This window comes from Streptomyces sp. GDS52 (assembly GCF_052246875.1).
Taxonomy (GTDB): Bacteria; Actinomycetota; Actinomycetes; order Streptomycetales; family Streptomycetaceae; genus Streptomyces; species Streptomyces cathayae.
The window spans coordinates 6,532,023-6,552,269 of record NZ_CM125966.1; the positions used below are offsets into that span (position 1 = coordinate 6,532,023).

Below are 20,247 nucleotides of genomic sequence, written 5' to 3' on the forward strand. Positions count from 1 at the left end.
CGCGAGCGGCTGGCCCGACCTGCGCAAGCAGGCCTCGGGACCGACCGGCGACCGCACCCTGACCGGCTACGGAATCGACCCGGCCCCCGGCCACCGGATGCCGGACGAGTCGGGGTCCCGGGCCCGGGCCGCGATGACGGCGGCTCAGAACGCACCCGCCTGCGGCAGGCCGATCTCGTCGTGGCCGGGGCCAGGGCGAGGGGGTGTCCGTCTCGGGGCCGGACAGGCCGGAGAACGGGCCGGATCCGGACTGCGGGTAGGGCTGACCGCCACCACCGACGCGCTGCCCGTGCATATCGGCGACCTGCTCCGCCCGGTCGGCCCCAAGCCCGGGGAGTCCCGCGACATCGATTTCGAGCCGAGCTCCGCCACCGCTCATCGCAAGGGATGGGGGAGCTGCTCCAGGACCGGGAGCTGGCAGCAGGACCGGGACCTGGCAGCTGTCCGTCGACGGCCGGGCGGCCTACGCCGCTTCGCCGGATGCCGTGACACCACGGCTCACCCGGATGGCCCGCACACGGCTCAGCCCCGAGGCCGCCGGCTCCGCGACATGCGCGGCATCGGCGACCTCGGGGCTGTTCGGTCCGCCGGCTCAGGAGCCGGCGCCGCGCTCCCAGTGGTAGAAGCACTGCGCCATGGCGTCCTTGGGACTGCGCCACGTCGCGGGGTCGTACGGGCTGACGTACGCCTCCAGCTGCTCACTGATGCCGCGGAACTCGGGGTGCCCGGCCACCTTCGCGATGGCGGGTGCCGGGTCCTGCTCGGACTCGATGAGGTGCAGATACAGGTCGTCACCGAACTGGAAGAGCCTGCGGCGGTTCACCCCGATCAGGTGGGGGAGCTCGCCCCGGTCGGAGGCGGCGAACACGTCGGCGATCCGCGGCGCCGAACCGGGCGCCATACGGGCGACGATGAGTGCGTGGTGCATCGACGGTCCTTTCCGGATGGGTCGGCGGTCAGCCGGACGTGACGGACGCACCCTTGCGGTCGCGGGCGGCCTGCTCGATCCGGTCCCGGATGAGCGCCATCTGGGTACGCGAGTTGCGGTTGATGTTGTCCGTCATCCAGTCGTCGTCGACCGGGGCGTCGGGCTTCATCGCGAAGTCCTGGGTCCAGCGCATCCGGACGCCGCCCGGGAGCTCCTCGTACTCCCACAGGATGTCCATGTGGGCGAAGGGCCCCGTTTCGACGCGACGGGCGCGCACACTCCGGGTGGCGCGGTCGGGGGTGCGCTCGGAGACCCAGCTCCACACCTTCCCGCTGTCGTCCGGGTGCATGGTCAGCCGGAACGTCGTGGTGTCCCCCTCGCGGGAGAGCACCTCGACGGACGCGTACTCGCTGAACAGCTGCGGCCAGTTCTCGAGGTCGTTGGTCATCTCCCAGACGAGGTCGAAGGGAGCGTCGACGGTGATGCTGTTCTCGGTGTGTCCTGCCACTTCAGGCTCCAGCCTTGAGGGTGCTGTTGACGAGGTCGAGGAATTCCCGGGGCGTTTTGCAGCGCTCCGAGTCGGGGGGAAGCGACCCGCTGTACCGGTTCTCCAGCTCGCCGACGATGCCGAGCAGGCCGAGCGAGTCGAGGCCGAAGGAGTCGAAGGGGGACTCCGCCGCCTGCCTGAGTTCCGCGGGGTCGACGGTGATGCCGGCCGCCTTCTTCATCAGGGCGGCCAGTTCGTCGAAGGTCACTTCGGTGGTGATCATGGGTTGTCTGCTCCTTCCCCGCCCGGTGCTACCGGGCGGATTCGCCACCGCGGCGCACGACAAGCGCCGCGTTGGAGCCCATCAGTCCCCTGCTGAGAACGAGGGCCGTGCGCAGCTCGGCGGGCCGAGCACGCGACATCACCAGGTCGAGGTCGTGGCAGATGTCGGACACGTTGGGTGTGGGGGGCACCTGGCCGTGTTCCATGGCGAGCACCGCGGCCACCGTGTCCAGCACGGGCGCCGCGCAGTGGGCCCGGCCGAAACCGGTCTTGGGCGCCGTGACGGGCACCCGTGTGCCGTGCGCGCCGAGCGCGTCGGCGATCGCCAGCGCCTCGGCGCGGTCCGCCTCCCACACGCCCATGGCGTCGGCGAACACCACGTCGATCTCCTCCGGGGCCGCGCCCGCCTCGTCGAGGGCGCCGCGGATCGCGCGGGCCAGCCCCTCCCGGGACTCCTCCCAGCGGGACGCACCGGTGAAGGTGGCGGCATGGCCGGCCAGGGTGGCCCGCACCGGCGCCCCGCGCCCGCGGGCGCGCTCCTCGTCCTCGACGACGAGCAGGGCGCCGCCCTCGGCGGGCACGAACCCGCAGGCGTTCGAGGTGAACGGACGGTAGGCCAGGTCCGGGTCCTCGACGGTGCTGAGCTCGGGGTAGCCGAGCTGGCAGACCATCGAGTAGGGGGCGAGGGGTGCCTCCGCGGCGCCGACGATCATCGTGTCGGTGCCGCGCCGGACCGCCCCGGCGGCGTGCGCGAGGGAGTCGAGCCCGCCGGCCTCGTCGCTCGCCACCACCCCGCACGGGCCCTTGAAGCCGCCGCGGATGGAGATCTGGCCGGTGCTCGCGGCGTAGAACCAGGCGATGGACTGGTACGGACCGACGAACCGCGGGCCCTGCCCCCAGAGTTTCTGCAGCTCCCGCTGCCCGAACTCGCCGCCGCCGGAACCGGCCGCGGTGACCACGCCGATGGAGAACGGCTCCGCGGGATCCCCGCTGCCGAGCCCGGCGTCGTCGAGGGCGAGGGCGGCCGCCGCCATCGCGAAGTGGCTGAACCGGTCGGTCTGGACCAGGAAACGGTCCTCGATGAGGTCCGTCGCGTCGAAGGTCCGGACCTCGCCCGCCACCCGCAGCGGCAGATGCCCGCAGCCCTCGCGGGTGATCCGGTCCAGCACGCTGATGCCTTCGCTGACGGACTTCCAGTAGGCGTCGGGCCGCAGTCCGCCCGGCGCGACCACACCGATGCCGGTGACGGCCGCGCGGCGGGGGCGCTGAGTGCGCTGAGTCCGCTGAGTACTCATCGGGTCCTCCCACCCGGCCCGGTCAGCAGCACCGCGGACTGGAAACCGCCGAATCCGCTGCCGACGGAGAGCACGTTCCTCAGCCTCCGTGGACGGGCGGTGCGCGGCACGTAGTCCAGGTCGCACTCGGGGTCGGGGGTCTCGTAGTTCGCCGTCGGCGGTACGACCTGGTGCTTCAGGGCGAGTACACAGGCGACCACCTCGATCGCGCCGATCGCGCCGAGCGAGTGCCCCACCATCGACTTGATGGAGCTCATGGGCGTCTCGTGGGCGTGGGCGCCGAGGGACCGCTTCACCGCGGCCGTCTCGTGCCGGTCGTTCTGCCGGGTGCCGGAGCCGTGCGCGTTGACGTAGTCGATCAGTGTGGGGTCGAGACGGGCCTGGTCGAGCGTGCCGTCGATGGCCCGCGCCATCTCCAGGCCCTCGGAGGTCAGACCAGTCATGTGGTAGGCGTTGCCGTACGTGGCGTACCCGCCGATCTCGCAGTGGATCTCCGCACCGCGGGCCCGGGCGTGCTCGTACTCCTCGAGGACGAGGACCGCCGCGCCCTCGCCCATCACGAAGCCGTCGCGGCGGGCGTCGAACGGCCGGGAGGCGTGCTCCGGGTCGTCGTTGTTCGGCGAGGTCGCCTTGATGGCGTCGAAGCAGGCCATCGTGATCGGCGAGATCGGGGAGTCCGACGCCCCGGCGATGCAGACGTCGGCCCGGCCCTCGGCGATGGTGTGGAAGCCGTAACCGACCGCGTCGAGGCCGGAGGTGCAACCGGTGGAGACGGTCTGCACGGGGCCCCGCGCGCCGAACCGCTCGGCGACGACCGAGGCGAGGGTGCTCGGCTGGAACGCCATGTGCAGTTTCGGATCGGCCTGCCGGTGGTCCACGTCCCAGCGCTTGCCGTGCTCGCTGACCTGCACGTAGTCGTGCTCCAGCCGGGTGGTGCCGCCGACCGCGCTGCCCAGCGACACCGCGGTGCGCCAGGGGTCGCCGGTGGCGGCGTCGAGTCCGGAGTCACGGACCGCCTCGTCGGCGGCCACCGCGGCGAACTGGATGTACCGGTCGGCGTGCTGGCACAGATCCGGGTCGAGACCGTGGGCGAACGGGTCGAAGTCGCACTCGGCCGCTATTCGGGAGCGAAGACCGCTCGGATCGAACAGGGTGATGCCGCGGGTCGCGGTGCGGCCGGCGGCGAGCAGGTCCCAGAACGCCGTCGCTCCGGTGCCGCCGGGAGCGACCACACCGACACCGGTGACGGCCACTCGCCGGGTCATTTTATGGCCTCACTGCGCTCGGCCGGCCGCTCCTGCCCCGGCCCGGACACACCCGGCCCGCCCACGGTCAGCTGGGGACCGGCCACGGAACCGGCGTTCTCCTCGGTGTCGACGTGACCGAGACTCGGGTGCGGGGCGAGCGGACCCAGGTGGAACACCATGCGGGCCTCGGCGTCGGAGACGTTGCGGAAGCGGTGCCGCATGTCGATCGGGATCATCAGCCCCTGATCGGCCCGGAGCGCGAACGGCTCCCCGTCCAGGTCGACTTCGAGGGCGCCGCTGACGACGTAGACGAACTCCTCGGAGTACGGGTGGTAGTGCTCGCCGATGCGCTCGCCGGGCTGGATGACGGCCAGTCCCATGAAGCCGCTGGTGGAACCCACCGTGGCCGGGGTGAGCAGGGTTCTGAGGTCGCCCCCGCGCCGTCGGTTGGGTTCCGTCTCGCTCAGGTCCACGATGCGTGGATGCTGTTTGGACATGGTTGGTACCTCCGGGTGTGGCGGGGACGTCCGGACGCGCGGGCCGCGGACGTCCCCACGGTGTGCCGTCAGGAATCCGCCGTGCTGCGGTCGGTGACGGGCAGCATGTCGGCGTGCGACAGCAGCCGGTTGATGGTGCGCTCCGAGTCCAGCGGGCCCTCGACGCCGACCGCGGCGCCGTCCAGGAGCCGCTCCAGCTCCGCCGCCTTCCCCGCGCCCTTGATGCCGAGCGCCGCGAGGGGGTCGAGGTCGAGGTCGCCGGTGGCGTCGATCAGACGGACCACGACGTTGTCGCGCTGGAAGACGGTGCTCGAGTACACCGGGCCGTCCGGCTCGTCGGCCGCGGCCTCGTCCTGGCGGGAGAGGAACCGGGCCAGTTCCTCCCCACGGCCCTCGACGGCCGGGTAGTACAGCGCGTGCCGCCGCAGACCCGCCGGCCGGGGCCCGTGCCGGTCGACGTGGTGCACGGCGGGGAGCGCGGCCCTGGTGAAGAACACGCGCATGGAGCCGGGATCGCCGAGATCCCGGGCATGCTCCAGATAGGGGTTGATGGCCTCTTCGGCCGCCTGGGTCTCGGGCTGATCGGCCACGTGGCGCAGCGCCGTGGCCAGGTCGCCCTCCACCTCGATGGTCCGCACCACGCGGTTGCCGTGCATGAACACGGAGGTGCGGCGCAGTTGCGTGCTGTCGTTCAGCGCGGCTTCGGGGGCCGCGTACCCGGCCAGGTGCTTCGCGACCTTGGACTCGGTGCCCGGCTTGACGGTGAAGGTGAGAGCGTGCCGGGCCACACCCTCGCCCACGCGGGCCTGTGCCTGGAGGTTCGCGGCGGCCTGCCCGGTGAGCGGCCGGCCGTCCCGCATCTCGCGCAGGACGCTGTAGCGCATCGACCGCGTGTCGCGGACGCAACTGTGCAGCGGGCGGACGGTCTCGATGTGCTCCTCGCTGTTCACCCAGGCGAGGAAGGGCGGGGCGCTCTCCCACTCGCTGGTGATGAGCCACTGCGAGGGGTTCTCGATCGACTGGCAGAGCTGGTCACTGATGTGACCGGGGACGGACGCGATCATGCTGCTCATGTGTTCGTACGCGTCGAGGAACTGTTCCTGGGCCCCGTCGTACAGGTCGAGCATCAGGATCACCCGCAGCCTGGAGCCGTCGAACGCCGACTGCGGTATGCGTCCCGTCATACGTCCCGTGGTGGTCATCCGGTGCACCTCTCCTCTTCTTCACGGAAGGTTCTTCACGAGGTCGGGAACGGCCGCCGCATCCGAAGGTCCGGGGTCGCCCTGCACCGATCGTCGACGTGCCCCGCGATGTGCGCGAGCGCCACGGGGCAGGAGGGTGAACCCCGCGTCAACCGGGTGCCGCCAGGACGCGGAACGGCCCGTACCGGGCATGGATCCGACGTCCTTTTCCACCGCCCGTCGCGGGCGAGGCTGGAGGCAGTCCAATGAACCGTTCGGAAACGGCCGACGAGATCGGCCACCGCACGCCCGTCCTGATCGTCGGCGGCTCCCTGGTGGGCCTGTCCATGTCCGTGTTCCTGGGACGTCTGGGCGTGCCGCACACGCTCGTCGAACGCCACCCGGGCACGTCGATCCACCCGCGCGGGCGCGGGAACAACGTGCGCACCATGGAGCTGTACCGGGTGGCCGGAGTCGAACAGCAGATCAGGGAGGTCGCGTCGGTCCTCGCGGACAACCACGGGATCATGCAGACGCCGAGCCTGGTGGAGGGTGACGGCGAGTGGCTCTTCAAGGAGATCGACCCTGGCGGCGGACTGGCCCGGTTCAGCCCCGGCGGGTGGTGCCAGTGCAGTCAGAACGACCTCGAGCCGGTGCTCCTCGCGCGCGCCCGCGAACTCGGCGGCGACCTGCGCTTCGCGACCGAGATGATGTCGTTCGACCAGGACGGCGACGGTGTGACGGCGCGGGTCAAGAGCCGGGAGACCGGCGAGCACACCACCATCCGGGCGGACTACCTGGTCGCCGCGGACGGCCCGCGCAGCCCTGTCCGGGAGCGGCTCGGCATCGGGCAGAACGGACCGGGCGACCTGTTCCACAACGTGAGCGTCACCTTCTCCTCCCGCGACCTCGCGGACATCGTCGGCGACCGGCGGTTCATCCTCTGCTACCTCACGAATCCGGAGGCCGACGGGGCGCTGCTCCCGGTCGACAACGCCGAGAACTGGGTGTTCCACGCCCCCTGGCACCCCGAACACGGCGAAACCTTCGAGGAGTTCACCGACGAGCGGTGCGTCGCCCATATCCGGCGGGCGATCGGAGCCCCCGACCTCGACGTCAAGATCACCGGCCGGGCCGCGTGGCACGCCGCCGAACGGGTCGCCGAACGCTACGCCGACGGCCGGGTGTTCCTCGCCGGTGACTCGGCCCACGAGATGTCGCCCACCGGGGCGTTCGGTTCCAACACCGGCATCCAGGACGCGCACAACCTGGCCTGGAAACTGGCCGCCGTCCTCGGCGGCTGGGCGGGACCCGGACTGCTGGACTCCTACGACGCCGAGCGCCGTCCGGTCGCGGAGGCGACCAGCGCCCGCGCCTCGAACCGCTCGGTCGAGCACAGTCACCCCGGCTACACGCCCGCAGCGGGCGCCGGGGGCAAGGGCCCGAAGGGCGGAATCCTCACCGTGGCGCTGGGCTACCGCTATCCGCGGGGCGCGGTCCTCGGCAGTGACCCGGCGGCGCCGGTCGTCCCCGAGGGCCTGCAGCTGGCGGGGGAGCCCGGCAGCCGGGCCCCCCACCTGTGGCTGGACCGCGCCGGCGCCCGCGTCTCCACCGTCGATCTCTACGAGCGGTCACTGGTGCTGCTCAGCTCCGAGGACGGCGCCTGGCACACCGCCGCGGAGCAGGTGGCGAAGCGCCTGCCGGTGCCGCTCGACTCGTACCGGATCGGCAGCGGTCCGACCGCGGACCTGACGCCGGACGCCGACGTGGACTGGGCGCAGGCCCACGGCGTCACCGAGGCCGGCGCGGTCCTGGTCCGCCCCGACGGGTTCGTGGCATGGCGCTCCGAAGAGGCCGCTGTGGACGCCGCGACGGCGCTGCACGACGCCGTCGCGGCGATCCTGGCCCGGCGACAGGACTGACGAGTGGACTGACGAGAGATACGGAGCGGAGGCGTCAAGCCCCTCCGACGCCGCCCTGCCGCCCCCGCTCCGCCTTGGCCTGGTGCTGTTCGAACCGCTGGACCGCCGGCCCGTCGTCGTTCCACGGCCACGGGGTCACCATGCCCTGAAGCGCCTGGAACACCGGGTACGCGTCGGCGGCCCGGCCGGCCGCGCACAGCGCGTACGCCAGCACGTTCAGATCCGCCTGGGCCGCCGCGTGCTGGAAGAAGCCGGGCTTCGCCCAGAGGGAGGCGGCCTGCTCCAGTGAGGCCGCGATCTGTCCGCCCTTCCACAGCTGACCTGCCGTCATGGCCCGGACACCGCCCTGCGCCACCAGTCCCTGGTACTGCCGCACGGCCGCGGTCACCTCGATCGCGGCGCACGGCGCGTTGGCCGGTATCCGGGCGCGCACCACATCGATGAAGTCGAGGACGGCCGCACTCGAACCGCCTTCCTCCGGCGACAGATGGGCGAGCATCTGCAGATACGCCTCACGGTGCCAGCGGTCGCGTCCGGTGGCCTCCCGCCAGATGGCGTTGACCTCGCTCTGCGCGTACTGCTCGATCCGGGCCATGCCGAGCAGGGTCACCCAGGGCAACGGATCCGCCGGGTTCAGCTCCGCGGCCCGATGACACTGGGCCACCAACTGCCCCGCTTCCTCCAGGTGTCTGTCCCGCAGGCCGCGGGCCAGGCCGACCCTGGAGTGGAACACCAGCGCGTCGGGGCTCCCCGGATCCTTGGCCAGCCAGGAGGACGCCAGGTCCGACCCCGACTCGGCCGTCGCGTCGGCCAGTACGGAGACACGGTGGCCGCGCCGGTCCCAGTCGCTCCCGGTCTCCTCGAGAAGCGTGGCGACGAGTGTCACCTCCGCCTGCTTGACGCTCCCACCGCGCTTGTTCAACTGCTTGAGGACGCGCGCGAGGTCGGCGTCGTCGAGGGAGGGAACGATGCGGGGACGTTTACCGGTACGACTACTGAAGAGGGACATGCCCGCAGACTAGGAACTTTACCGGGCCGGGCAACCGGTACGAGACGATCGTTACCGATCCGGCCCTCAAGGTCACGTTATGCGTCCACCAGGTGGGCACATGGGGCCCGAGCAGGGCGAACACCGGCGGGGCGGGGCCGGACCGCTTGCCGGTCCCACCCCGCCCTGCCGCTCCGTCCGCCGGTCAGGGAGCCGGTGCCGGGAAGGTCGGGTACTCCACGCCGGAGACGTACTGGACGACCCGGACGACCTGGCACGAGTAGCCGAACTCGTTGTCGTACCAGAGGTAGAGGATCGCGTTGTCACCCTCGACCTTGAGGGCGCCGGCGTCGACGATCGACGCGTGCCGCGAGCCGATGAAGTCGCTGGAGACCGCGTCGGGGGCGCTGGTGAAGTCGATCTGACGCTTCAGCGGCGAGGTGAGCGACACGTCGCGGAGGTGGTCGAGGACCTCGGCGCGGCTGGTCGCGCGGCCCAACTGGAGGTTGAGGATCGCGATGGACACGTCCGGTACGGGGACCCGGATCGAACTGCCGGTGATCGTCGCCTCGAGGTCGGGCAGTGCCTTGGCGACGGCGGAGGCGGCACCGGTCTCGGTGATCACCATGTTCATCGGCGCGGAGCGGCCCCGGCGCTCGGACTTGTGGTAGTTGTCCAGCAGGTTCTGGTCGTTGGTGAACGAGTGGACGGTCTCCACGTGGCCGCGCAGCACGCCGTACTCGTCCGCCATCGCCTTCAGCGGCGGGACGATCGCGTTGGTGGTGCAGGACGCGCAGGACAGGATCTGCTCGTCCGGCTTGAGGGTGTCGTGGTTGACGCCGTGCACGATGTTGGGCACGTCGCCCTTGCCGGGGGCGGTCAGCACGACCTTGTCGACACCGGGGCGCAGGTGCTGCGAGAGGCCCTCGCGGTCGCGCCACTTGCCGGTGTTGTCGATGAGGATGGCGTTCTTGATGCCGTACGCCGTGTAGTCCACCTGCGCCGGGTCGTCGGCGTAGATCATCTTGATCGTGTTGCCGTTGGCGACGATCGTGCCGGCCGCCTCGTCGACGGTGATCGTGCCCTGGAACTGACCGTGCACCGAATCGCGGCGCAGCAGCGAGGCCCGCTTGACGATGTCCTGCTCACCGCCCCGGCGGACCACGACGGCACGGAGCCTGAGACCGTTGCCCGAGCCCGACTTCTCGATGAGCAGGCGGGCGAGGAGCCGGCCGATGCGGCCGAAACCGTAGAGGACGACGTCGCGCGGCTCACGGCGGTCGATCTTGTTGGCGCCGGTGGCACCTGCCACGGCCTCGGCGGTGAACTCCGCCACCGACAGTCCCCGGTCGTCGGTCCGGTAGGTCGCGGCGAGCAGGCCGAGGTCGATCTGGGACGGACCGAGGTCGAGCGTGGTGAGGGCCTGGAGGAACGGCAGCGTCTCGGTGACCGAGAGTTCCTGGCCGGCGATCTGGCGGGCGAAGCGGTGGGTCTTGAGGAGGGAGACCACCGACTTGTTCACCAAGGAGCGGCTGTGCAGCAGGACGGTGACGTCCCGCTCGCGGTGCAGCTTCCCGATGATCGGGATCATCGACTCCGCGATTTCCTCGCGGTGCTTCCAGTTGGTGAACGAGTCTTCGTTGACAGTCACAGGATTTATCTTTCGAGCTAGGCGGCGCTCATATGATAACCATGCGGGTCAAGGGGCTCTCAGGGGGTGTCCTTCCGGCCTCTCCGGGGGTGTCCTTCCGGCAGGGTTGTGTCCCGCGCGATCGGGTACGCGTGCAGGACCGTGCCCGGAGCGGATCTTGTTCCGATCACCGATCACCGATCACCGATCCGGTCCGGGGCGGTCCGTACGACCACCGCTACGAGGGAAACAGCCATGGAGACACCCGCGCACGAGAACAACGGACCCACGCCCGCCCAGCGGGCTCTGGACGCTCTCTCGGAGAACACCGAGGACACGGCGGCTCTGGACGCCCTCGCCGACAGTGACGTACTGATCCCCGTGCCCGACGACACGGGCGACGAGACGGCCGCCGACCCCGGCGCCGTCGCGCTGCCGGTGATGGAACAGCCGGACGGCATCCAGGTGGTGCCCGTGTTCACCTCGGAACTGGAGATGTCGGGACTGCTCCCGTTCGTCTCCCGCTACCGTCTGGTACCGCTCGGCGCCCTGGCCGCGCAGTGGCCGGCCGACGAGCTGTCCCTCACCATCGACGGCAGCTCCGAACACCGCCTCACGCTGACGTCCGAGGGCGTCCGCACCCTGCTGGCCCGCCCCTAGAGGTGCCGCCGCGGCCGCCCCGGGTGGCGGCGGGGGCTATCCGCCCAGCGCGCGGGTGAGGGCCGCGCGCTGCAGCGGCAGCACCTCGGCGTGCAGATCGCGGCCCTTTCGGGTGAGCGTCACATACACGCCCCGCCGGTCCTCCGCGCAGGCGCTCCGGACGACCAGGCCGTCCTTCTCCAGCCGGGCGATGAGACGGGACAGCGCGCTCTGGCTGAGGTGGATCCGCCCGGCCAGGTTCTGCACCCTGCAGTGCTCGCCCTCCGCGGGCGGGGAGGTCGCCAGGATGTCGAGCACCTCGAAGTCGGAGGCCCCCAGACCGTACGGATGCAGCGTGCGGTCGATCTCGGCGAGGGTGCGCGCGTGCACCGACAGGATCTCCCGCCACCGCTCCTCGAGCCGCGAGTCCACCGCCTCAGCTGCCATAGGTGAACGGTAGCACTCGTTGGTTTTTCAACGACCGTGTGCGTTCCCGCCGGCGGGCGGTGCCGGCGTGCTACGTCGACTCGCGCTTCACCAGTTCCGTCGGGAGGATCACCGCGGCCGGCTCCTCGCCGCCGATCCGGGCCAGCAGGACCCGCACCATCTCGGCGCTGATGCGGTCCCAGGGCTGGCGGATCGTGGTGAGACGGGGGCTGGTGGCGACGGCGGCCGGGGAGTCGTCGAAGCCGCCGACCGCCACGTCCTGTGGCACCCGGCGTCCCGCGCGGTGCAGCGCCGTCAGCACCCCCTGCGCCATCAGGTCGGAGGCGACGAACACGGCGTCCATGTCCGGCGCGCGGGCCAGCAGCCGCTCCGCGCCCGCCTCACCGCTGGCCCGGCTGTAGTCACCGGAGACGACGAGCCGCCCGTCGGCCTCGAGGCCGGCCTCGGCGAGCACCTCCTGGTACCCGGCGAGGCGCTCCACCCCGCCCGGTGTGTCGAGCGGCCCCGTCACCACGCCCACCCTGCGCCGGCCCAGGTCCAGCAGGTGACGCACCATGTCACGGGCACCGTCCCGGTCGTCCGCGGCCACGTAACTCACCTTGGAGCCCAACCCGATCGGCTTGCCGCACGCGACCAGCGGCACGCCCGCCGCCCGCAGCTCCTCGGCCACCGGATCGCCCGAGTGACTGGAGACCAGCAGCACCCCGTCCACGTGCCCCGCGGTGATGTACCGCACGATGCGCCGCCGTTCGTCCTGCGTCCCGGCGATCATCAGCAGCAGCGGAATGTCGTGCGCGGCCAGTGCCTGCGTACAACCCCGCAGCAGGACGTTGAAGTTGGGGTCCTCGAAGAACCGCTCCTGCGGCTCCGTCAGCAGGAAGCCCACCGAGTCCGACCGGCCGGTGATCAGTGAGCGGGCGTGCCGGTTGACGACGTAACCCGTCTTGCGGATCGCGGCGTCGACCGCCTGAGCCGCGGCGGGGCTGACGTAGTGGCCGCCGTTGAGCACGCGCGAGACGGTGCCGCGCGAGACACCGGCCTCGCGCGCCACGTCGTGGATCGTCGGCGGCTTGCGCCTGCCCCCCGTGTTGCTCATGGTCATGACTTTACGGCCCCGGAGAGCAGGTCCAGGCTCCAGAACCGCTGGATGACCAGGAAGAGCGCGACCAGCGGGAACACCGCGAGGAACGCGCCCGTGATCACCAGGGTGTACAGCGCCGGGGTGTTGGCTCCCTGCTCGAGGAGCGTGTACAGACCGAGGGTGATCGGGAACTTCTCGTCGTCGCTGAGCATGATGTACGGCAGCAGGAAGTTGTTCCAGATCGCCACGAACTGGAACAGGAAGACCGTCACCAGACCGGGCACCATCATCGGCAGCGCCACCCGTGTGAAGATGCGCCACTCGCCCGCGCCGTCCGTCCGCCCGGCCTCCACCACGTCCGCCGGCACCGCGGCCGCGGCGTAGATCCGCGCGAGGTAGACCCCGTACGGGGAGAGGATCTGCGGCAGCAGCACGGACAGGTAGGAGTCGGTGAGGTCCGCCTCGGCGAGCAGCAGGTACTGCGGGACGGCGAGGATCACCGGAGGCATCAGCACACCCGCGAGCAGCACGCTGAACAGCGCCTCGCGGCCCCGGAAGCGGTAGACCGCCAGCGCGTAGCCGCTGACCGCCGACACGCACGTCGACAGCAGCGCGCCCAGACCGGCGTACAGGGCGGAGTTGCCCATCCACCGCCAGTAGACGCCGTCGCGGTAGGCGCCGAGGTCGGAGATGTTCTCCGCGAAGCCGGTGCCGGGCCAGAACGTGAAGGTGGAGAACAGTTCCGAGCCGGACTTGGTGGACGCGACGACCACCCAGGCGACCGGCAGCAGGCAGTACAGCGCGCCCAGCAGCAGGGTCACGGTCGGGATCAGCGCGGTCCGGCGGCGGCGCGCCGGACCGCGGGCGGTGCCGGCCGCGGGCTCGGCCTCGGGCAGGGCGAGGGAGCTCATCGTGCGGCCTCCTGCTTGGTGCGCCGGTTCGCGGCCCGCAGGAAGCCGAAGGACAGCACCAGGGTGGCGAGCGCGATGATGGTCGCCTGGGCGGCTGCCGCGTGGAGGTCGCCGTTACCGAAGGCGTCCTGGTACACCTTCATCAGCGGACTCCAGGTGGTGGACACGGAGTTGGTGAGCGGTTTGAGGGTGGTCGGTTCGTTGAACACCTGGAGCGTCGCGATGATCGAGAAGAAGAAGGTCAGCACCAGCGAGGGCGCCACCATCGGGATCTTGATCCGCAGCGCGATCTGCAGCGGGCCGGCGCCGTCCAGCTTCGCCGCCTCGTACACCTCGGCCGGGATCGCCCGCAGCGCGGTGTAGATGACGATCATGTTGAAGCCGGTGCCGCCCCAGACCGCGATGTTCGACAGCGCCAGATACAGCGGGCCGCCGTCCAGCAGATCCGGCTGCGGCAGACCGAGCCGGTCCAGCACGAAGGAGAAGGGGCTCACGTCCGGCAGGTAGAGGAAGCCCCACAGCAGGGCCGCGATCACGCCCGGAACGGCGTACGGCAGGAAGATCGCGAGCCGGGTGAAGGGAGCGAGCCGGACCCGTTCGGAGTCCAGCATCAGCGCGAACACCAGGGCCAGGCCCAGCATGACCGGTACCACGATGCCGCCGTAACCGAGCACGCGCAGCGCGCCGTTCAGCAGTTCGCTGTCGGACAGGGCGCCGGTGTAGTTCTCCAGTCCGGCCCAGACCTCCTCGCGGGAGCCGGCCCCCAGCCCGAGGCCGGAGACCCGCACCTTGCGGAAGCTGAGCCAGACGGCGTACCCGATGGGCAGCGCGAAGAACAGGAGGAACAGGAGGGTCGCGGGGACAAGGAAGACGTAGGGGGCGCTTCGCGCTCGTCTGAGGGTGGCGGTGGGAGACGGGTGGGCGTACGGGGCCCTCTCGACCCCGTACGGCCTCCGGCGGGCCGGGGATCTCACTCCGCGACTCCGAAGCCCTGCTTCTTCAGGTCGGCGACCGTGTCCGCCTGCATGGTGTCCAGGGCGGCGGTGAAGTCCGACTTGTTCTTCGCGGCGGAGCCGAAGGCGTCCTTGAAGGTCGTGTAGGCGACGTTGACGTTCGGCCCCCAGGCGGAGGGCGCGGTGGTCTTCGCGATCTCGGCGGCCTTGGCGTAGAAGTCGGGCTGGTTGGAGAAGTACTCCGGCGGGCTGGCGAAGGCGCCGCTGAGCTGGGCCGAGGTGGAGGCGGGGTAGATGCCGCCCTCCTTCGCCAGCGCGTTGAGCGCCTCGCCGTCGGTGTTCAGCCAGGCGGCGAACTTCGCGGCGGCGTCCTTGTTCTTCGAGTCCGTGGTCACGGCGGTGGAGGAGCCGCCCCAGCTGCCGGTGCTGCTGTCGCCCTCGTCCCACTGGGGGAGCGGGGCCATGGCCCACTTGCCCTCGGTGTCGGGGGCCGCCGTGGTCAGCGTGCCCGGCGCCCACACGGCGCTCACCCACGCTATCTGCTTGCCGGTGTTGAGCGCCTTGTTCCAGGCCGGGGTGTACATCGGCTGGTTGTCGACGGCGCCCTCCTTGACCAGGCCGCCCCAGAACTCGGCGACCTTCTTCGTCGCCTCGTCGTCGATGCCGACCTTCCACTGGTCACCGGAGGTCGTCCACCACCGGGCGCCGGCCTGCTGGGCGAGGCCCGCGAACAGTCCGGAGTCGTTGGCGGAGAAGGTGGTCAGGTCCTTGTCGGGCGCCGTCTTCTTCAGCTTGCGCGCGGTCTTCGCGAACTCGTCCCAGGTGGCCGGGACGGTGAGGCCGTACTCCTTGAACAGGTCCTCGCGGTAGTAGAACATCATCGGCCCGATGTCCTGCGGGACCGCGTAGACGGCGTCCGTGCCCAGCGTGGTCTGCTGCCAGACACCCTCGGCGAACTTGCTCTTGGCGTCGCCCGCCGTGTCGCCGATGTCGGCGAGCGCGTCATTGCTGACCAGGGTGGGCAGCGCCTGGTACTCGGCCTGCACCAGGTCGGGCGCCTTGCCGGCCTGGTGCGCGGTGAGGATCTTGGTGACCAGCGTGTCGCCGGACGCCTGCTTCTTCACCGTGACGGTGATCTGCTCCTTCTTGCCCGGCCCCTTGTTCCACAGGTCCACGACCTTGTCCATGCCGGGGGTCCAGGTCCAGTACGTCAGTGAGACCGGGCCCGACCGGGCCTCGCCGTCGTCGTCGGACGACGAGCCGCAGGCGGCGAGTGCGGAGGCGCCGAGCGTGACGGCGACGGCGGAACTCACGAGGCGACGGCGCTTCGTGTACGGCATGGATCTCTCCCCTGACCTGGGGCCTCCGCCCGGGGCGAAGACCAGCCATGCTTCTGTGAGCGTTCACAGTAGAGAAACACATCGGACGCTTGTCAATGGTTGTTGCTCTGCGGTTATGTTGGCTTCGAGCCGCCGAGAATGTGTGTGCACGTTCTCAGAACATCGACACATCGGGAGAGAATCCATGCCGGAGACCACCCCCAGGGGCCTCACCGGGCTCGCCTTCGGTGGGGACTACAACCCCGAGCAGTGGCCACAGACCGTCTGGGACGAGGACGTCCGGCTGATGCGGGAGGCCGGCGTCACCATGGTGAGCGTCGGGATCTTCTCCTGGGCCCTGCTGGAACCCTCACCCGGCGTGTACGACTTCGGCTGGCTCGACCGCAGCCTGGACCTGCTGCACGCAGGCGGCATCCGCGTCGACCTGGGCACGCCCACCGTGGTGCCCCCCGCCTGGTTCTACCGCGCCCACCCCGACGCGCTGCCGGTCACCGCGGACGGCGTGCGCCTGGAGTTCGGTTCCCGCGGCGCCATCTGCCACAGCAACGCCGACTACCGGGCCGCCGCCGCGGACATCACCACCCGGCTCGCCGAACGCTACGGTGACCACCCCGCGCTCGCGATGTGGCACGTCCACAACGAGTACGGCGTCCCCGTCTCCGCCTGCTACTGCGACTCCTGCGCCGCCCACTTCCGCCGCTGGCTGGTGGCGGCCTACGGCACCGTCGAAGCCGTCAACGAGGCCTGGGGGACGGCCTTCTGGGGCCAGCGCTACGCCTCCTTCGAGGAGATCAACCCGCCGCGCGCGACCCCCACGGTCGGCAATCCGGCCCAGGCGCTGGACTACCGGCGGTTCGCCGACGCCACGATGCGCGAGAACTTCACCGCCGAGCGGGACATCCTGCACCGCCTGACACCCGGCGTCCCGGTGACCACCAACTTCATGACCGCCCTCAGCCAGTGCGACTCCGTCGACTACTGGGCCTGGGGCCGGGAGGTGGACCTCGTCACCAACGACCACTATCTGATCACCGACGGCCGTCGCACCCACGTCAACCTCGCCATGGCCGCCGACCTCACCCGCTCCGTCGGCGGCGGCGCCCCCTGGCTGCTGCTCGAGCACTCCACCTCGGGCGTCAACTGGCAGCCCCGCAACCCCGCCAAGGCGCCCGGCCAGATGGCCCGCAACTCCCTGGCCCACGTGGCCCGCGGCTCCGACGGCGCGATGTTCTTCCAGTGGCGCCAGTCCCGGCGAGGCGCCGAGAAGTTCCACTCCGCGATGCTGCCGCACGGCGGCACCGAGACCCGCGTCTTCCGCGAGGTGACCGAACTCGGAGCCGCCGTCGACTCGTTGGCGCCGGTCCGGGGCACCCGTACCGAGGCCGACGTGGCCGTGCTGTGGGACTGGCAGTCCTGGTGGGCACAGCACCTCGACTGGCGCCCCAGCGAGGACCACGACGCCCGCGAACGCGCCGACGCCTACTACGAGGCCCTCTACGACCACCACCTCACCGTCGACTTCGCCCACCCCGAAGCCGACCTGTCGAGGTATCCCCTGGTCGTCGTACCGGCCCTGTACCTGATGACGGAGGCGGCCGGGAACAACCTCAGGGAGTACGTCGAAGGCGGCGGCACCCTCGTCGTGTCGTACTTCTCCGGCATCGTCGACGAGCACGACGCCGTGCACGAGGGCCCCCACCCGGGCGCCCTGCGCGACGTCCTCGGCCTGACCGTCGAGGAGTTCTCCCCCCTGCTGCGGGGCGAGCGGGTCCGCCTCACCGGCCCCGACGGGGCGGAACTCGACGCCGACGTCTGGACGGAGTTCGTGGTGCCGCGGGGCGCCGAGACCGTGTGGACGTACGCCGACGGCCTCACCGCCGGCCGTCCCGCCGTCACCCGGCACCGCCTCGGCGAGGGCACCGCCTGGTACGTCTCCACCCGGCTCGGCGCCGAGGGCCTCGCCGCCCTCCTCGGCCGGGCCGCCGAGGACGCCCGGACCGCCCCGCGCACCGACCTGCCCCGCGACGTCGAAGTGGTGCGCCGCACGGGCGAGTCGGGCAGCTTCCTGTTCGCGATCAACCACACCGCCACCGACGCCAAGGTGCCGCTCGACGCCCCCGGCACCGAGCTGCTGACCGGTGAGCGCGCCGCGGGCCGCCTCCCGGTCCCGGCCGGAACCGTCCGGGTCGTACGACTCGACGCCTGAGCCACGACTCCCCTCCGCCCGCGTGAGCACACCGGCCGCGGGCGGAGGGGGCCCCACTCCCTCCCCGGGGCGCGGGGCACCCCCCTCCCCACGTCGAAGGGACGACGAACACCCATGTTCCATCCCAGACGCACACTCCGGGCCCTGCTGCTGCCGCTCGCCGCGGGACTCTCCCTCACCGCACTGCCCGCCCAGACCGCCACGGCCGCGAGCACGCTCACCAACGGCGGCTTCGAGACCGGCGGTTCGGGCGCCGCCACCCCGGCCGGCTGGTCCGAGTACGGCGACACGGCCGCCTCGTACACGGAGTCCGGCGGCCGCGACGGCGGCCACCGGCTCTCCCACTGGTCGTCCTCCGCCTACAAGGTGGAGACGTACCAGTACCTGTCGGGCCTGACCAACGGCGACCACAGACTCACCGCCTGGGTCCGCTCCGGCGGCGGCCAGAACGCCGCCCACCTCGCCCTGAAGAACTGCGGCGGCGCCGAGCAGCGCACCGATCTGCCGGTGTCCGACTCCGGCTGGATACGGATCGTCGTGCCGGTGAGGGTGACGAACAACCAGTGCACGATCAGCGTCACCAGCGACGCGAACGCGGGCAACTGGATCAACGTCGACGACCTGACCTTCACCCCGGGCACCTCCGGCCTGACGATCAAGGGCGCCGACATCTCGTCCCTGCCCAAGAGCGAGGACCGGGGCGGCGTCTACCGGACCGCCTCCGGCACCGCCGGCGACGGCGTCGCCCTCCTGGGATCCGCCGGAATGAACTACGCCCGGCTGAAGGTCTGGGTCGACCCGGCCGACGGCTACAACAACAAGGCGCGCGTCCTCGCCTTGGCGAAGCGGGTCAAGGCCCAGGGCATGAAACTGCTGGTCGACTTCCACTACTCGGACACCTGGGCCGATCCGGGCAAGCAGACCAAGCCCGCGGCCTGGTCGGGGCACTCCTACAGCCGGTTGAAGACGGACGTGTACCAGCACACGTACGACGTCCTGAGCGCCCTCAAGGCGCAGGACACCACGGCGGACATGGTCCAGGTCGGCAACGAGATCAACGGCGGCATGCTGTGGAACGAGGGCTCCACGAACAACTGGAACCAGCTCGCCGGACTGCTCAACTCCGGCTACGACGCGGTCAAGGCGGTCAGCCCCTCCACGGTCGCCGCCCTGCACCTCGCCGAGGGCGGTGACCTCGACGGCACCCGCTGGTGGTTCGACAACGCGGTCTCCCACGGCGTGAGGTTCGACGCCGTCGGCCTGTCGTACTACGGCTACTGGCACGGCACCCTGCACGACTTCCAGACCACCCTGGACGACGCGGCCGCCCGGTACGGCAAACCCGTCTTCCTCGCCGAGACGGCGTACCCGTTCCGCCTCGACAGCGAGGACGGCCACGAGAACATCATCGACCTCGACGGTGAACTCGTCCCCGGCTACCCGGCGTCCACCACCGGCCAGACCCGCTGGATGAACGACGTGGCGAGCATCGTCGAAGCCGTCCCGAACGGACGCGGCCTCGGCGTCTTCTACTGGGAGGCCACCTGGACCGCACGCACCGGCAACGGCTGGGACCCGGCCGACCCGGCCTCCGGCAACGGCTGGGAGAACCAGGCACTGTTCGGCTACGACGACCGGGCGCTGCCCGCGACGGCGTGGTTCCGCCACCGGTGAGTCCCTGAGTCCCTGAGTCCCTGAGTTCCTGAGCCGCGGCGGGGCCCTGCCGCCCACGCGGTACCTGTGCGGCAGGGCCCGTTCCCTCGAGGTGATGTGCGGTTCGACCCCCTTGTGGACAGGGGGCCGACTCTCGGACAAGGTGCCGGAGCGCATGACACGGGGCCCCGGTCGCGGGACAGTGGACGTGCCCGGAGAGGACACCGGGACGGAGGTGGACGGCATGCCGAGGACTCCCGCGGACGGGACCCGACTGCAGATCCTGACGTGGCTGGGAGAACCCGGCCACGCCGCGCACGGCGTCACCGCGGAAGCCGTCGCCGCCCGCTTCGGCATGCCCCGCCCCGTGGCCCTCACCCACCTCCGGCTGCTCACGGCCGTCGGCCTGCTGCGCACCGGCCACATCGCCGGACGCCCGCACTACCGGCGCGACGAGGTACGGATCGCCGAGGTCGCGGCGGTGTTCGCGAAGGGCTGGTGGCACACGCCACCGCGCGACGGCCACGGCAGCGTGAAGTGACCCTCGCGCGCCCCGGGCG

19 protein-coding genes are annotated in these 20,247 nt (G+C 71.1%); 5 read left to right on the plus strand and 14 right to left on the minus strand.

The window, feature by feature from the left end; translation table 11 throughout:
* Nucleotides 1-592: 592 nt before the first annotated feature.
* The 7 genes from ACTWJ9_RS29925 to ACTWJ9_RS29955 all read right to left on the minus strand — a co-directional run bounded on the left by ACTWJ9_RS29925 (nucleotide 593) and on the right by ACTWJ9_RS29955 (nucleotide 5,938).
* A complete protein-coding gene (locus ACTWJ9_RS29925) occupies nucleotides 593-928 on the minus strand; it encodes a TcmI family type II polyketide cyclase (protein ID WP_279337392.1) in 336 nt (111 codons plus the stop codon).
* A gap of 28 nt (nucleotides 929-956) precedes the next feature.
* Nucleotides 957-1,436, minus strand: a complete 480-nt coding sequence (locus ACTWJ9_RS29930) for an SRPBCC family protein (protein ID WP_279337393.1) — start codon at nucleotides 1,434-1,436, stop codon at nucleotides 957-959.
* Nucleotide 1,437: 1 nt separating this feature from the next.
* Nucleotides 1,438-1,698 carry an acyl carrier protein gene (locus tag ACTWJ9_RS29935; protein WP_279337394.1) on the minus strand — a complete coding sequence of 87 codons (261 nt, stop codon included), beginning with the start codon at nucleotides 1,696-1,698 and terminating at the stop codon, nucleotides 1,438-1,440.
* A gap of 28 nt (nucleotides 1,699-1,726) precedes the next feature.
* Nucleotides 1,727-2,992: a ketosynthase chain-length factor gene (locus tag ACTWJ9_RS29940; protein WP_279337396.1), complete on the minus strand. Its 1,266-nt coding sequence runs from the start codon at nucleotides 2,990-2,992 to the stop codon at nucleotides 1,727-1,729.
* Nucleotides 2,989-4,257, minus strand: coding sequence for a beta-ketoacyl-[acyl-carrier-protein] synthase family protein (locus ACTWJ9_RS29945; RefSeq protein WP_279337397.1), 1,269 nt, complete (start codon nucleotides 4,255-4,257; stop codon nucleotides 2,989-2,991). The genes ACTWJ9_RS29940 and ACTWJ9_RS29945 overlap by 4 nt, the downstream gene beginning before the upstream one ends.
* The gene (locus ACTWJ9_RS29950; RefSeq protein WP_279337398.1) at nucleotides 4,254-4,736 is read right to left on the minus strand and encodes a cupin domain-containing protein; all 483 of its coding nucleotides are present in this window, start codon (nucleotides 4,734-4,736) and stop codon (nucleotides 4,254-4,256) included. The genes ACTWJ9_RS29945 and ACTWJ9_RS29950 overlap by 4 nt, the downstream gene beginning before the upstream one ends.
* Before the next feature lie 68 nt (nucleotides 4,737-4,804).
* Complete coding sequence (locus ACTWJ9_RS29955; RefSeq protein WP_279337400.1) at nucleotides 4,805-5,938, minus strand: SchA/CurD-like domain-containing protein; 1,134 nt, start codon at nucleotides 5,936-5,938, stop codon at nucleotides 4,805-4,807.
* 245 nt (nucleotides 5,939-6,183) lie between these two features.
* On the opposite strand from ACTWJ9_RS29955, the gene ACTWJ9_RS29960 reads away from it, so the two are divergent.
* Nucleotides 6,184-7,839 (plus strand): FAD-dependent monooxygenase, encoded by a 1,656-nt coding sequence (locus ACTWJ9_RS29960; protein WP_443294961.1) that lies wholly within the window; start codon nucleotides 6,184-6,186, stop codon nucleotides 7,837-7,839.
* A gap of 34 nt (nucleotides 7,840-7,873) precedes the next feature.
* Here ACTWJ9_RS29960 and ACTWJ9_RS29965 read toward each other — a convergent pair whose 3' ends face one another.
* On the minus strand, nucleotides 7,874-8,848 hold the full coding sequence (locus tag ACTWJ9_RS29965; protein WP_387039625.1) for a hypothetical protein: 975 nt from the start codon (nucleotides 8,846-8,848) through the stop codon (nucleotides 7,874-7,876).
* A gap of 184 nt (nucleotides 8,849-9,032) precedes the next feature.
* Nucleotides 9,033-10,478, minus strand: a complete 1,446-nt coding sequence (locus tag ACTWJ9_RS29970) for a glyceraldehyde-3-phosphate dehydrogenase (protein WP_387039627.1) — start codon at nucleotides 10,476-10,478, stop codon at nucleotides 9,033-9,035.
* A 234-nt stretch (nucleotides 10,479-10,712) separates the two neighbouring features.
* Between ACTWJ9_RS29970 and ACTWJ9_RS29975 the strand changes: the two genes are divergently transcribed.
* Entirely contained in the window at nucleotides 10,713-11,117 is a 405-nt protein-coding gene (locus ACTWJ9_RS29975; protein WP_279337404.1) for an SseB family protein, read from the plus strand.
* A gap of 36 nt (nucleotides 11,118-11,153) precedes the next feature.
* On the opposite strand, the gene ACTWJ9_RS29980 is transcribed toward ACTWJ9_RS29975, so the two are convergent.
* The 5 genes from ACTWJ9_RS29980 to ACTWJ9_RS30000 form a co-directional block, all read right to left on the minus strand.
* Nucleotides 11,154-11,543, minus strand: a complete 390-nt coding sequence (locus ACTWJ9_RS29980) for a MarR family winged helix-turn-helix transcriptional regulator (RefSeq protein ID WP_279337405.1) — start codon at nucleotides 11,541-11,543, stop codon at nucleotides 11,154-11,156.
* 70 nt (nucleotides 11,544-11,613) lie between these two features.
* Nucleotides 11,614-12,645, minus strand: coding sequence for a LacI family DNA-binding transcriptional regulator (locus tag ACTWJ9_RS29985; protein WP_279337406.1), 1,032 nt, complete (start codon nucleotides 12,643-12,645; stop codon nucleotides 11,614-11,616).
* A complete protein-coding gene (locus ACTWJ9_RS29990) occupies nucleotides 12,642-13,535 on the minus strand; it encodes a carbohydrate ABC transporter permease (RefSeq protein WP_279337407.1) in 894 nt (297 codons plus the stop codon). Before ACTWJ9_RS29990 ends, ACTWJ9_RS29985 begins: the two co-directional genes overlap by 4 nt.
* Nucleotides 13,532-14,509, minus strand: a complete 978-nt coding sequence (locus ACTWJ9_RS29995) for a carbohydrate ABC transporter permease (RefSeq protein ID WP_279337408.1) — start codon at nucleotides 14,507-14,509, stop codon at nucleotides 13,532-13,534. Before ACTWJ9_RS29995 ends, ACTWJ9_RS29990 begins: the two co-directional genes overlap by 4 nt.
* Complete coding sequence (locus tag ACTWJ9_RS30000) at nucleotides 14,506-15,828, minus strand: extracellular solute-binding protein (RefSeq protein WP_279337409.1); 1,323 nt, start codon at nucleotides 15,826-15,828, stop codon at nucleotides 14,506-14,508. The genes ACTWJ9_RS29995 and ACTWJ9_RS30000 overlap by 4 nt, the downstream gene beginning before the upstream one ends.
* A 184-nt stretch (nucleotides 15,829-16,012) precedes the next feature.
* Here ACTWJ9_RS30000 and ACTWJ9_RS30005 point away from each other — a divergent pair, with 184 nt between their 5' ends.
* The 3 genes from ACTWJ9_RS30005 (at nucleotide 16,013) to ACTWJ9_RS30015 (ending at nucleotide 20,228) form a co-directional block, all read left to right on the plus strand.
* Nucleotides 16,013-18,034, plus strand: a complete 2,022-nt coding sequence (locus ACTWJ9_RS30005; protein ID WP_443294962.1) for a beta-galactosidase — start codon at nucleotides 16,013-16,015, stop codon at nucleotides 18,032-18,034.
* A gap of 114 nt (nucleotides 18,035-18,148) precedes the next feature.
* Nucleotides 18,149-19,708 carry a glycoside hydrolase family 53 protein gene (locus ACTWJ9_RS30010; protein WP_443294964.1) on the plus strand — a complete coding sequence of 520 codons (1,560 nt, stop codon included), beginning with the start codon at nucleotides 18,149-18,151 and terminating at the stop codon, nucleotides 19,706-19,708.
* A gap of 223 nt (nucleotides 19,709-19,931) precedes the next feature.
* Nucleotides 19,932-20,228 carry an ArsR/SmtB family transcription factor gene (locus tag ACTWJ9_RS30015; RefSeq protein WP_387039636.1) on the plus strand — a complete coding sequence of 99 codons (297 nt, stop codon included), beginning with the start codon at nucleotides 19,932-19,934 and terminating at the stop codon, nucleotides 20,226-20,228.
* Nucleotides 20,229-20,247 lie beyond the last annotated feature (19 nt).